This is a genomic window from Vibrio sp. KMM 9700 (assembly GCF_058545285.1).
The window spans coordinates 2182365-2195508 of sequence record NZ_CM178589.1 but is presented as its reverse complement, the minus strand read 5'-3'; the positions used below and the strand labels follow the sequence as shown (position 1 = coordinate 2195508).

13 protein-coding genes are annotated in these 13144 nt (G+C 42.0%); 4 read left to right on the top strand and 9 right to left on the bottom strand.

Translation table 11 applies throughout. The features are described from left to right. Positions 1–16: 16 nt before the first annotated feature. From AC2VOY_RS09840 to AC2VOY_RS09825, 4 genes are read right to left on the bottom strand one after another with little or no spacing between them, the layout of a single operon-like run. On the bottom strand, positions 17–421 hold the full coding sequence (locus AC2VOY_RS09840; RefSeq protein ID WP_491831155.1) for an ExbD/TolR family protein: 405 nt from the start codon (positions 419–421) through the stop codon (positions 17–19). Then, a complete protein-coding gene (locus tag AC2VOY_RS09835; RefSeq protein ID WP_491831154.1) occupies positions 412–948 on the bottom strand; it encodes a MotA/TolQ/ExbB proton channel family protein in 537 nt (178 codons plus the stop codon). Before AC2VOY_RS09835 ends, AC2VOY_RS09840 begins: the two co-directional genes overlap by 10 nt. A gap of 1 nt (position 949) precedes the next feature. After that, positions 950–2335, bottom strand: coding sequence for a MotA/TolQ/ExbB proton channel family protein (locus tag AC2VOY_RS09830; protein WP_491831152.1), 1386 nt, complete (start codon positions 2333–2335; stop codon positions 950–952). Further along, positions 2335–3306 carry a DUF3450 domain-containing protein gene (locus AC2VOY_RS09825; RefSeq protein ID WP_491831151.1) on the bottom strand — a complete coding sequence of 324 codons (972 nt, stop codon included), beginning with the start codon at positions 3304–3306 and terminating at the stop codon, positions 2335–2337. Before AC2VOY_RS09825 ends, AC2VOY_RS09830 begins: the two co-directional genes overlap by 1 nt. 343 nt (positions 3307–3649) lie before the next feature. Here AC2VOY_RS09825 and AC2VOY_RS09820 point away from each other — a divergent pair, with 343 nt between their 5' ends. Beyond that, positions 3650–4741, top strand: coding sequence for a phospholipase A (locus tag AC2VOY_RS09820; protein WP_491833072.1), 1092 nt, complete (start codon positions 3650–3652; stop codon positions 4739–4741). A 151-nt stretch (positions 4742–4892) separates the two neighbouring features. On the opposite strand, the gene gltX is transcribed toward AC2VOY_RS09820, so the two are convergent. Next, on the bottom strand, positions 4893–6323 hold the full coding sequence (gene gltX, locus AC2VOY_RS09815) for a glutamate--tRNA ligase (protein ID WP_491831150.1): 1431 nt from the start codon (positions 6321–6323) through the stop codon (positions 4893–4895). A 458-nt stretch (positions 6324–6781) separates the two neighbouring features. Here gltX and AC2VOY_RS09810 point away from each other — a divergent pair, with 458 nt between their 5' ends. Both AC2VOY_RS09810 and AC2VOY_RS09805 read left to right on the top strand, forming a co-directional pair. After that, on the top strand, positions 6782–7363 hold the full coding sequence (locus tag AC2VOY_RS09810; RefSeq protein ID WP_491831148.1) for an acyloxyacyl hydrolase: 582 nt from the start codon (positions 6782–6784) through the stop codon (positions 7361–7363). Positions 7364–7405: 42 nt separating this feature from the next. After that, the gene (locus tag AC2VOY_RS09805; RefSeq protein ID WP_491831146.1) at positions 7406–7603 is read left to right on the top strand and encodes a DUF3012 domain-containing protein; all 198 of its coding nucleotides are present in this window, start codon (positions 7406–7408) and stop codon (positions 7601–7603) included. Between the two features lie 33 nt (positions 7604–7636). Here AC2VOY_RS09805 and smrA read toward each other — a convergent pair whose 3' ends face one another. After that, on the bottom strand, positions 7637–8224 hold the full coding sequence (gene smrA / locus AC2VOY_RS09800; RefSeq protein WP_491831144.1) for a DNA endonuclease SmrA: 588 nt from the start codon (positions 8222–8224) through the stop codon (positions 7637–7639). A gap of 280 nt (positions 8225–8504) precedes the next feature. Between smrA and rluF the strand changes: the two genes are divergently transcribed. Next, positions 8505–9530, top strand: a complete 1026-nt coding sequence (gene rluF, locus AC2VOY_RS09795) for a 23S rRNA pseudouridine(2604) synthase RluF (protein ID WP_491831143.1) — start codon at positions 8505–8507, stop codon at positions 9528–9530. Between the two features lie 311 nt (positions 9531–9841). On the opposite strand, the gene ybaK is transcribed toward rluF, so the two are convergent. The 3 genes from ybaK to kdsA all read right to left on the bottom strand — a co-directional run bounded on the left by ybaK (position 9842) and on the right by kdsA (position 13143). After that, positions 9842–10315: a Cys-tRNA(Pro) deacylase gene (gene ybaK, locus AC2VOY_RS09790; RefSeq protein ID WP_491831142.1), complete on the bottom strand. Its 474-nt coding sequence runs from the start codon at positions 10313–10315 to the stop codon at positions 9842–9844. A 136-nt stretch (positions 10316–10451) separates the two neighbouring features. Beyond that, the gene (gene ushA / locus AC2VOY_RS09785; protein ID WP_491831141.1) at positions 10452–12107 is read right to left on the bottom strand and encodes a bifunctional UDP-sugar hydrolase/5'-nucleotidase UshA; all 1656 of its coding nucleotides are present in this window, start codon (positions 12105–12107) and stop codon (positions 10452–10454) included. A gap of 184 nt (positions 12108–12291) precedes the next feature. Beyond that, positions 12292–13143, bottom strand: a complete 852-nt coding sequence (gene kdsA / locus AC2VOY_RS09780; protein ID WP_491831140.1) for a 3-deoxy-8-phosphooctulonate synthase — start codon at positions 13141–13143, stop codon at positions 12292–12294. Between the last annotated feature and the right edge of the window lies 1 nt (position 13144).

Sequence of the window (13144 nt, the reverse complement as noted above, 5' to 3'; positions counted from 1 at the left end):
TATTTTCGGTTGCGCGCTATTTATTCTCTGTTGCAAGAGCTATTTTGCTGATCCCTGCCCCTTTGGCAGCGTCCATCACTTTTACAACCGTTCCGTTATACGCATGTTCATCCGCTTGGATCACCAGGCTAGGATCAGGTTTATCCGTGATAAGCTGCGCTAGACTTGCACTGACGCGCTCAATATCAACTTGTTTTTTGTCGATAAAAATAGCGTTATCAGCGGTCACGGCAACAAAAATACCCGCATTATCTTGCGCGGTTGAGTTTTGCGCTTGTGGGCGATTCACCTCAACCCCTGACTCGTTCACAAACGAGCTCGTCACGATAAAGAAAATCAACATGATAAAAACGATGTCGAGCATCGAGGTTAAATCAACTTGTGCTTCTTCTTTTGCTTTTGCTTGACGAATTAATCGCATCCGCCGCTCCTTAATTGCTGTTCTAAATGTAATGCCTTGCGTGTCGCCACTTTCACAATTCGTGAATGCGCAAACAAGCCTGCAAGTGCTGCGACCATTCCTGCCATCGTTGGTAGGGTCGCCATAGAGATCCCTGACGCCATCAGCTTAGGATCGTTACTGCCAGACATTGCCATTAAATCAAAAACTTGGATCATACCTGTCACAGTACCTAACAGCCCAAGCATAGGGCAAAGGGTGACAAGCGCTTTAATAAAATCAAGGTGCTGGTTTAAAGCTAAATGCGCCTCTTGCAGCATGCCTTCTTTTTGCGCCAGCGCATACCATGAGTCATGCTCACGGCGGGCTTGCCAACGGGTTAAAAACTTTTGTTTGAGTGCTGGGTAGTTAAAACTTAAAAACAGCACTCGCTCAATAATCAGTAACCAACAAATAAAGACAACAAAAGCTAAAAACCACAGCACATGCCCGCCTTGCGCCATAAAACTGGCAAGGGATTCGGGTAAGTAATTGCTGAGGAAATTCATCTTACGCACCTGCTGTTTGGCTTTGTGGCGCTTGGTTTGCCGCTAGGTTTTGAGCCGCTTTTTCATCTGCTTCTTCCGCTTGCTCAGCCACTAAGCTCACGCCTTGTTTTTCTAAAATGCCGCGAATCGCTTCTGCGCGGTTAGAAAGTAGATTGTGTGCGAGCAATAAAGGAATTGCCGCAACCAGACCAAGAACCGTCGTCGTCAATGCCATTGAGATCCCGCCAGCCATGACTTTCGGGTCGCCATTACCAAACTCAGTGATCACTTGGAAGGTTTGAATCATACCAGTTACAGTACCAAGTAGACCAAGCATAGGCGCAAGCGCTGCTAGAAGTTTCAGCATCGACAAACCACGCTCAAGACCATGCTGCTCATCTAAAATAGTTTCAAGCAGACGCAATTCAAGCGAATTAATCGATTGATGCTTCTCTTTGTTATACACATTTAAGATATTGCCAAGTGGGTTATCGCTTGGGTTTTGCGGATCTTTTAGCTGCTTTTTGATTTGCCCTTGGGTTTTACTTAGGACAAAACCACGCACTGCTGCGATGCCAAGGCCGATAAGTAGGAGCACAATAATCATTTTGCCGACGGCGCCTGATTGGTCGATACGCTGCATCAAGCTTGGCTTGTTCGCATATTGGCTGATAAGCTCACCACGGCTTGGGTCAAGTAGTAATGGCTCGCCCGCTTCAACGCTTGCAATGGTCGCTGAATCACTTGGCTGAGCTAAATAAGGCGCAGCTTGTTGGCGGCTAAAGTCCCAAGTTAAAAAGCCTGACTCGCCAAGAAGTGCCATGTCACCGACTCGCACAACGGGTTTATCTTGTTTGCTGCCATCGCCTTGCACAAATGCGAGATCTTGTTTGACAACTTCTGCTGCGCTACGCGCTTTGTAATCTGCCGCTTGCCAAAGATTGGTCAAGTCCGCCATTGAAGGCAGCGCTTCGGTATCAATAACTTTAACTAAGGTTTTATCAAACTCAGCGCCATCGCCTGCAAGGTATGAGGTTTGATACGCATCATGTAAGCTTTTCGCTGCTTGTCGCGCCACACCAAAAACTTCCCCAAGGCTACCTGTTTCAAGCTCAAGGTTTTGATTAAGCTCAGCAAGTTGTGCTTCATTCGCGCTAAAGGTTTCACTCAGCGCTGCATTTTTTTCTTTAATTTGAGAAAGTTCGCCAGCAAGCTTGTCGTACTCTGCTTGCATTTTTGCGCGATCCGCTTCGCTGACTTGAACGCGCTTGGCATTAATGGATTGCTCAACTTGTTGAGTTGCTTTGGCTTTGTCATCTAGCTGGTTAATGTCATCAGCTAACACGTTTTGCGCGGCAAAGCTTGAAATTAAAAGGCTTGAAACCAGTGCAAGTTTAAACTTCTTCATTATTTTTTCTCCGTATTCGCACTTTCTTGTGCTTGCACTGTTTGTTCATCTGATGCAGTTGCGTCCACAGCAGCAAGGCTTGCTTCATCTGCATTTTCGTCATTATTTAAAGATGGAATCACGGCTTCTTTGCTCGCCAGCGCTTTCGTTTGCGCCAGTGCATCAGAGTTTGTTTGCACGCTTGCTGACAGTGGTAAATCAACCATTTCAGGTGCGAGTTTGCCAAGGGCTAATTCAAACGCGCGGTTTGCCATCATCACTTGATTTGCATCCATTTCTTGCCATGCTTTTTGCTCATTTGACCATAGCCAATGAGTTTGCTGATCTTGACTGCGTGCAATCAGGCTGACTTGACCGAGTGCCAATAGTTCGACTTCACGCTTGTCGCCGGCTGCAATTTCAATTTCATCTTGATAAGTCGAAAGTTTGTTACCGTAATCGACTTCGATTTGATATGCCTCTAAAATGCGACGAAATTTCTCCGCCTCACTGACATCCGCGCGCGCCATTAAATCTTTCAATTTTTGCAGGCGTTCTTGACGAATCGTGGTTTTATACGGCAATGCTGATTGGGTTTGTAGATCTTCGAGCCCTGCAAGCATACGGTACATAAGCGGCACAATCCCTTCACGGGTTTGACTCATTTGCTCACGCTCACGTTGCGCTTTTTCAAGCTCGGCTTGCTGGCTTTCAACTAATGTTTGAAGATGCTTTTGATAAATACTTTGGTTTTCAATCTGCTCTTTCATTTGTTCAATCTGAGTCTGCATATCAAGAGTTTTATCTGCATTTTGATTGATTTTTTGTTGAGCATTGATAGCTTCTTGGTTGGTTTGCGTCTCGATGATACGTGCGGTATCTAGCGCATCGGCAAAGCTTGGCAGACTCACGAGCAAGCTTGAGCTAAGCACGCATAAAGATAAATCTTGTCTTACGCGAGCTAATTTTGATTTATTATTAAAAAACAACATGTTAGCGTCCAAAAATTGAAAACGAATGTAAGGCATTATCACCTAGCATGAAAAGTTGGATTTATTCTATATCAATTTAATTGAAAAGTTAATGATAATTATTCCTATTTCACGAAATCTGAAAAAAGTAATTGATCGAGATCATGACAAGCAAAAATTTTCAAAATATATTTTCAGTATCCAAAAATATTAGCTAAAACCTAGTCAGCGCCTAACTTAAGGTTTAAAATTCATTCAGAATCAAAGATAAATACGATGTATTGATATCGGAATCAAGGGGCAAGGATTGACCACTCAAACCAAACTTTCCACTGTCGCAGTGCCTAAACCTGCGCCGAAAAACATAGCTTCAAAACATTACTTGGCGCTCCTATGCTCAAGTTTCCTAAGCCCCCTAGCATGGGCGGATGACGCTTGTTTACTCGAGCAAATGAAGACCCAAGCAGCAAACAAAACTTTAGGTGAGATCCGTGATTTTTGTGAAATCAAACCGGCACGCCAAACGCCTAGTGATGACCTGCAAGCCAAGCATCAAGAAGAATCAAACACAGTCGCAAGTGTTGAAAAAGCAGCGGAGCTTGAAAGCTTTAAAACAAGCGCTAACGGCGAAGAGCCGCAGCAAGAAGATTTAGCTATCACCAATCGCCGTGAACGTGAGCGAGCAAATGCCTTTGATCCTTATGTGATCATCCCGCACCGAATGAATTATATCCTGCCAATAAGTTACATGGATGACATCAATGAAGAAGCATATGTCGGGACTAAGTTTGAAGGCGAAAACAAAAAGCAAGAAGCTAAGTTTCAGATAAGCTTTAAAGTGCCCGTCAATTATGATGATATTTTCTTTGAAGACGATGGCTTATTTTTTGGCTTTACACTCAAATCTTGGTGGCAGGTTTATGCTGATAATATTTCACGCCCGTTTCGTGAGACCAACTATCGGCCTGAACTTTTTTATGTCGCGCCAACATCTTGGGAGCCTATGGGTGGGCGTACTTGGCTTGCCTTTGGGATTGAGCACCAATCAAATGGCCAAAGCCAAGAGTTATCAAGAAGTTGGAACCGACTTTATACTAGCTTTTTGTATGAACAAGAAAACCTAGCGATTGCGCTGCAACCTTGGTGGCGTTTACCTGAAGATGATAAAAGCGATCCTGACGATTCTGATGGGGATGATAACCCAGATATTGAACATTATATGGGTCACTTTGAATTAACTGCGGCCTATCAGTGGCGAGATTATGAGTTTTCATTCTTAGGCAGACAAAACTTTAAATACCATAAAGGTTATGCCGAACTTGGCTTCACCTTCCCACTTTATGGGCGTTTGCGTGGATTTGTACAATATACAACAGGTTATGGTGAGAGTTTGATTGATTATAATAATAGTCAAAATCGTATCGGAGTCGGGATTGCCTTAACTGATATGCTCTAACAATATCCATAAAATAAACCCATAGAAAAGCCCTAGTGAAAAATTACACTAGGGCTTAATTATTTTATGAGACCCTAGGAGCATATAAGAATATGTGACTAGGGCGAAGCAGCGCAGTTAACGCCGTTGTCGCTTCAGTGATGAAGAGTAATTATTGCGCTGCAGCCTCACGCGCTTCAATAAACTCAAGCGCCATTTGAATACGCGCCTTCACGCGATCTTTACCTACTAGCGCCATTACCGCATCGACTGATGGAGATTGACCACCACCTGTCACGGCTACGCGAAGTGGCATGCCGACTTTACCCATACCCACTTCTAGCTCAGTGCAAACTGCATTAATCACTTGCTCATGGATATTTTCAGTTGTGAAATCTTCTAGCGCTTCAACTTTTTCCAGTGCAAGTTCTAGTGGCGCTTTGGCTACGCCGCGAAGGTGTTTTTTAGCTGCCGCTGCATCAAACTCGCTAAAATCTTCATAGAAATAACGGATTTGGCTTGCAAGTTCAACTAGCGTATTACAACGCTCACCGACTAGCGCAATCACTTCTTTTACGTCTGGACCGTTTGCTGTATCGATTTGTTGCTCATCTAGGTGCCATTGTAAGTGCTCGGCAACATACGCAGGATCAGATGTTTTGATATAGTGGTTATTCAACCAGTTTAGCTTTTCAGTGTTAAATGCTGAAGCTGATTTAGAGATAGCATCTAGGCTAAATAGCTTGATCATTTCTTCTGTTGAGAAGATTTCTTGGTCGCCATGTGACCAACCTAAACGCACTAAATAGTTGTTCAGTGCATTTGGCAGATAACCTTGGTTGCGATATTCCATCACACCCACAGCGCCGTGACGTTTTGATAGTTTCGCACCATCATCACCTAAGATCATTGCACAGTGCGCAAAAGTAGGCACTGGTGCGCCAAGTGCGTTATAGATGTTGATTTGACGTGGCGTGTTGTTGATATGATCTTCACCACGTACAACATGTGTGATGCCCATATCCCAGTCATCAACCACAACGCAGAAGTTATAAGTTGGTGAACCATCGGTACGACGAATAATCAAATCATCAAGCTGGCTGTTTGAGATTTCAATGCGGCCACGGATTTGATCATCAAAAACAACGCTACCCTCAGTTGGGTTTTTAAAGCGGATCACACATGGATCACCATCTTTCGCAGCGTCATTCGCAGCTTTGATTTTTGGATGGTTCGCATCGTAACGCGCCATTTGTTTATTTGCTTCTTGCTCTGCGCGCACTTCATCTAAAAGCTCTTTGCTTGCATAACAAGGATAGGCTTTGCCTTCGGCAAGAAGTTTATCGACACATTCGTTATAACGGTCAAAACGCTTGGTTTGGTAATAAGGACCTTCATCCCAATTTAAACCCATCCACTCCATGCCTTCTAGAATAGCGTCGACAGCTTCTTGAGTTGAACGTTCAAGGTCTGTATCTTCAATACGCAGCACAAATTCGCCGCCTTGATTTTTCGCATAAAGCCAAGAGTACAGCGCAGTACGTGCGCCACCTACGTGCAGAAAGCCTGTTGGGCTTGGAGCAAAACGAGTTTTAACTGTCATTGAAGTTACCTTTAAATTGGGATCAATCAAATACTAAAGTTTTCGTGGCAGGAATTTGAAAGCCTGCCCTACCACTTAGAAAATCCACGCCATTCTAGCACTGCTCGCCACTTGGATAAAGTTGCAAAAATGTTTATCTCTGCAGAAAAGCGTCAAGCTAACCAAGCCTGCTCAAAATTCAACCTAAACATAGCCGTCATAAAACTGATTTAAACAGTTATGCTTTATCAAGATATATAGATATAGAAACTTATTCGATATGTTAAATATAAAAATTCACATCTAATTTAACAATCAAATAAATAATCCTTTACAAAAGGAACAAATTATTAATCTTATAAGAGTAAATACATTTTACCATTTCAATTTAAATATGATCTAGATTAACTATCAAATATATATGACGCTTATAATTAATTTTATAATAATAAATTAATATAATTGAAAGGCTATATTCTATGAAATTATTAAATAAAAATTCTTTACTTATTTTATTCTTATCACCTGTGCTTTTTACCTCTTTTCAGGTGAATGCTGAGCTTGTTGATACAGGGATAGCTTTTCATTTAGCTTATGGAGAAGATGGCAACACTAGTGGCGATACTAGAGGAGTGAAACTTGCATACCAAGGCTACTTTGATACCTTTAAAAAGTGGGCACCAGATCTTGAATTTATTACCGAAGCTAGCTTCAACTATTTTCATCTTGCGAATACAAAAATAGATGAAAGCAAGCATAATGATCTCTTTATTATATCCCTTGCTCCTATCTTTCGTTATCCCGTATATAAAACGCAATCAGTTGATGTCATGTTTGAAGGAGGAATAGCACCAGCCTTTTTATTAAATGATCATAAATTTGGAACTAAAAACTTAGGCGGCCATTTCATATTCGAAGATAGAATTGGACTTGCATTTAGATATGGCGCAGATCGTCGACATACTATTTCAACAACTTATTTGCATTACTCAAATGGAAGTATCTATAAACACAATCCTGGAATTGATTTCTTTAACTTGTCTTATAGCTACAAGTTTTAACTAGATCTAAGCTCGGAACTTGGTACAATCAAAGCTAAGTTTATGGATGATAAAGTGAATCAAATGAAGAAAATACTTGTTTTAGTTGCAGCGACACTAACACTGGCAGCCTGTGCCCCAGCGGTCGGAACACAGGCTTGGTGTGATCAAATTAAGGCGAAGCCAAAAGGCGATTTAACAGCAAATGAAATGATTGATTTTGCCCAACATTGTGTGTTCAAAACCAATCAAGAATCATAAACTACAATCATAAGTAGAAAAATAAGAGTCGAGTTAACTTGCAAGTCGTTTTTGATGACGCTCGCGGTTCTCGGCTTTTTTTTCAGCGCTTTTACGCAGCAATACATACACAGCGCCAGTGCCACCATGTTGCGGCAACGCCGAGTGATAACATAAGACTTCTTCAATTTGAGTCAGCCAATTAGCAATATGGCTTTTCATTAATGCGGGTGGGTTTGATTTGGCGCCTTTACCGTGGACGATAATCACGCTGCGGCTATCATATTTTTGCGCTTGGCGTAAAAAGCCAACCACTTCATCACGCGCTTGGGTTAGTGTCATCTTATGCAAATCAAGCCGCGCATTGAGCTGATACTTACCTAAACGCAGCTTTCTATGCACACCTTCTTGGACACCATCACGCTTAAAGCTAATCACATCTTCTGGCTTAACCGGTGGCGCATCATCAATCGACAAACCATCTTGAGTTTGCTGCATTAAGGTCACGGCTGCGTGTTGACGAATTTTATGTGTCTGGGTTACCTCATTTTTTTGTAAATTAATACAGGTATCTTGTTTCAGGGGTTTTACATCTTGCATCATCTCTTGAAAGAGTGCCATTTCATCATCATTTTCAAACATAATTGCCCCGCTTTTCCAGTGAACACTTTTTCTTTTATAGTCACTCTTTCGTTAAAAAACAACTCTTTTGCATCTGCTTTTTCACTAAGAATTCAATAATCCAACAACTTGGCTTGGAAAACGCCAAATTGAGCAAAAGATAAACATAAAACCTAGTGCCTAACAGTGACTTTATTTGCAAAACTTGCTACACTGCGCTGCCTAAAATCTAGCCACTCCTTGGTTATGATTGATTGTTGTGAAACTTACTTACCGTTGTGAAACGTTTATCGAGAAAATTATGCCCTCTACAAATCAAACTCCCCTTGTTCGTTTAAATAAATTTATTAGTGATTCTGGCTTTTGCTCACGTCGTGAAGCCGACAGACTAATTGCTGATGGTCGCGTCACGATTAATGGCAAAGTGCCTGAAATGGGAATGAAAGCCAGTCCAGATGATGAAGTTTGCGTGGATGGCAAGCCGATTCGCGCGAAAGAAAAACCTATCTACATTGCGCTAAATAAACCAACAGGGATCACTTGTACCACTGAGCGTGACGTGGAAGGCAATATCATTGATTTTATTGGTCATCATAAACGTATTTTCCCAATTGGACGTTTAGATAAACCCTCTGATGGTTTGATTTTCTTGACCAATGATGGCGATATCGTGAATAAAATTCTGCGCGCAGGGAATAATCACGAGAAAGAATATGTGGTACGTGTCGACAAGCCTATCACAGATGAATTTATCACCAAGATGTCGCAAGGCGTTGAGATTTTAGATACTGTGACCTTGCCTTGCGCAGTGGAAAAGGAAACGCCTTATTCATTTCGTATTACCTTAACCCAAGGTTTGAACCGTCAAATTCGCCGCATGTGTGAAGCGCTTGGCTATGATGTTTATAAACTGCGTCGCGTGCGCATTATGAATATCTCGATTGAAGGCCTGCCAAATGGCAAATGGCGTTATTTAACTCAAGATGAGATTGATGAAATTCATCGCTTGATTGCGGATTCGAGTAAAACCGAAGATGCGTCTAAGCTCGATGGGCATAAAAAAGCGACGGATGCAAAACTCTTTGATGCGCGTGAGCAAGATAAGCAAGCGCAAAAAGACAACCGCCCTTCTCAGCCACAAGAATTTAAAACTTACCGCGCGAAAGGTGAGTTTGAACGTCGCCCTGGCGCAAGCAAGCGATCTGGTGCAAATGCGAAATCAACTGGCAATCGCAGTTTAAATAAGAATCCGAAAGCGAAAGACTCGAAGCCAAGCTTTAGCCCAAATGCGAGTAAGATTAAGAAGTGGGTACCGAAGGCTAAGTAATTTGCTCTAATGACTTAGCGATATAGGCACTGATGTAGGTGTAGGGTCATTTCTTTTTGATTAAATGCTTTTGCGTAACTGATCTAGGTGTAGGTGGAAAAAATATCAGCGTAGCAAGGCAGCAAGATATAACAAATAGAATGAAGTGGCTTAGCATAGGTGGACCAATATCGACTAAGCAAAGCCGCTCTCAGCCATCCTTGGTACGCTCTGCTCACACATCCATGTGTTCGCTTTACTTTGCAGCGCTGATATTTGCTCCACCTATACTTTAAAGTTTCGCAATATTACTAATTGAAAATATTAACTTTTTAATTAATCAAAGCCGCAAACTTACCACGGGTAAGGCTCGCTAAATCTTTGGCTGCAAGTTCAATCTCAAGGCCACGTTTGCCGGCGCTAACGCAAATGGATTCAAAATTTAAGGCACTCTCATCGATAAATGTTGGGAGTGCTTTTTTTTGCCCCAAAGGACTAATTCCTCCCACGACATACCCCGTCACAGTTTGGGCTACTTTTGGGTCTGCCATTTCTGCTTTTTTCGCGCCAAAAGCTTTTGCCGCTTGCTTTAGATTTAACGTATGACTCACAGGGATCACAGCAACGCCTAAGTTTTTCGGTTCACCATTGACACTAAATAACAAAGTTTTGAACACTTGATCAGGATTTTGACCCAATGCATTGGCAGCTTCCAAACCATAGCTTTGCTCACTTGGATCATGCTGATATTGATGAATGGTGTGCGGGACTTTTTTCTTTTTCGCTAAGTTAATTGCCGGAGTCATCTGTTTTTCCTATTTCTAATCAATAGCTTTGCTTTGGGTATATAAAGTTTAGCGCATATAAAAAAACTCCCAAATATCAAATCCAATGATAGATGGGAGCTTAAATGTTAAACCTATTTATGTCAGATTTAAATGATTAAAGATAAGTGATCTCACCTTTTGGTTCAAAATCATTGACATCAATTGGGCTGTTTTGCTCAAGGAAATCTTTCAATACTTCAGCATCCACAAAGCCAGTGTTTACATAGCCAGCTTTGTCTGAAACTTTCGGATAACCGTCACCGCCGGCAGCGTTAAAGCTTGGGATAGTAAAACGATAGGTTTTGTTTAGATCAATCGCTTTGCCGCCAATCTTCACATTTGAAATCGTATCACCTTTGACCGTCATTGAAACATTTGCAAACTGAGCGTAAGCACCTGAATCAACTTGTTTTGTACCTACAACTTGTAAGTAATCTAAAACTTCACGACCTGTCATATCCATATAGCTGACAATATTGCCAAATGGCTGAACAGTTAACACATCTTTATATGTGATTGGCCCTGCTGCAATCGAGTCACGCACGCCACCTGAGTTCATGACCGCAAAGTCTGCGCCCACTTTTTGCATGTGCGCGGTTGCAATTAAACGCCCAAGGTTAGTTTGCTTAAAGCGAACCACATTACGGTCGCCTTCAAGTTTGCCATTCGACTCGGCAATCTGAACATTTAGCTTTTCTTGGCCTTGCTCTTGGTATTTTTCAAGCTCATTGCGCAGCTTTTGATCTTGCTTGATTTCTTCGCCGATAAATACTTTTTGCTCTTCACCGTTAAGCTCGATTTTCTTCTTCAAGTTAACTGGGATAAGATTATAGCTAACAAGGGTTAACTCACCGTTTTGGAAGGTGTAATCCGCGCGGCCAACATATTTGCCCCACTCGTGTGCTTGCACAATCCAAGTTCCGTTTTGTTTATCCGGCACACAAGCATCACCCGGTTGATAGTTCTCAACGCTACGCGCAGTGGTTTCCATACACACAGGATCTTGTGAGTGACCACCGATGATCATATCCAGATCACCTTCATTTAGATAACGTGCCAGCGCTACATCACCCGGTGCATTTGAGCCATGCTTGCCATTGTCATAGTGACCCATGTGGGTTGCAGCAAAGATAAGATCAGGCTTTTCATTTGCTTTTAGCTCTGCAATAACCTTTTTCGCTTCTTCTTTTGGATCACGAAACTCAACATCGCCAATATATTCTGGGTTACCAATTTTCGCTGTATCTTCCGTGGTTAAACCGATCACTGCGATTTTAATGCCTTGCTTATTGAAGATATGGTAAGCAGGGAAAAGACGCTCGCCGGTTTGCTTGTTATAAATATTTGCCGCAAGCATTGGGAAGTTCGCCCAATCTTCTTGCTTCATGAGGACATCAAGCGGGTTATCAAATTCATGGTTACCGACGGCCATCGCATCATAACCAATCGCATTCATGCCTTTAAAATCAGGTTCAGCGTCTAAAAGGTCTGATTCTGGTACACCTGTGTTGATGTCACCACCAGATAAAAGTAATACGCTACCACCTTCTGATTTAACTTCTTTGCGAATATTATCAACGAGTGTTTTACGTGCAGCCATGCCGTATTCACCGTCCTTGCTTTCCCAGAAACGACCATGGTGATCATTAGTATGTAAGACTGTGATTTGATAAATTTCGTCTTGTTGCCAATGATCTGGTGTACTTGAACAGCCCGCAATTGCGGCAATAGAAAGCGCTAACACTGAGGCTTTAAGTTTGAAGTTTTTCATCAAGAATAATCCTTTAATTGATAGAGGGACAAACAAGCTCAAATCATATCAGAATACGTCCTGACATGGAAAAGGTTAAGTTTAGGAAATATATAGGATTTTAAGCACAAAAAAAGCCAATCCTGCGATCGGCTTTAAAAATTTATAGATTCTTTTTTTAATATCTTAAATAGAGATAAAAATCCTATTTGATATCAATATGCTCAAAACCTTTAATCAAATCATCTAAAGACTTCATTTGAGCAAGGAAAGGCTCAAGCTTATCAAGTGGCAATGCAGATGGTCCATCACAGAGTGCTTTTTCTGGATTTGGGTGCGCCTCTAAAAATAGACCAGCGATGCCAGTTGCAAGACCTGCTTTAGCAAGTTCAACCGTTTGCTCACGACGACCACCAGATGCAGCGCCTGATGGGTCACGCATTTGCAAAGCATGGGTCACATCAAAAATGATTGGGCTACCGTTTGATACTTTCTTCATCACGCCAAAGCCAAGCATATCTACAACTAAGTTGTCATAACCCATGCACGCGCCACGCTCACAAAGGATGATTTTATCATTGCCACATTCAGCAAATTTATCAACGATATTGCCAACTTGGTTCGGGCTCATAAACTGAGGTTTCTTCACATTGATCACAGCACCAGTTTTTGCCATCGCTTCAACGAGATCAGTTTGACGCGCCAAAAATGCTGGCAATTGGATCACATCCACGACGTCCGCAACAGGTTGCGCTTGTGCTTCAGTGTGGATATCTGTGATGATTTTGACGCCAAACGTATCTTTTAGTTCTTGGAAGATTTTAAGACCTTCTTCCATGCCAGGACCACGATAAGAGTGAATCGAAGAGCGGTTGGCTTTATCAAAAGATGCTTTAAATACGTAAGGAATGCCTAACTTTTCAGTCACTTTGACATAATGCTCACAAATTTGCATCGCCAAATCGCGCGACTCAAGCACATTCATGCCTGCAAAAAGGGTAAATGGCTTGTCGTTGGCAACTGGAATATCACCAACCTGAACTGTTTTATGTTGCATT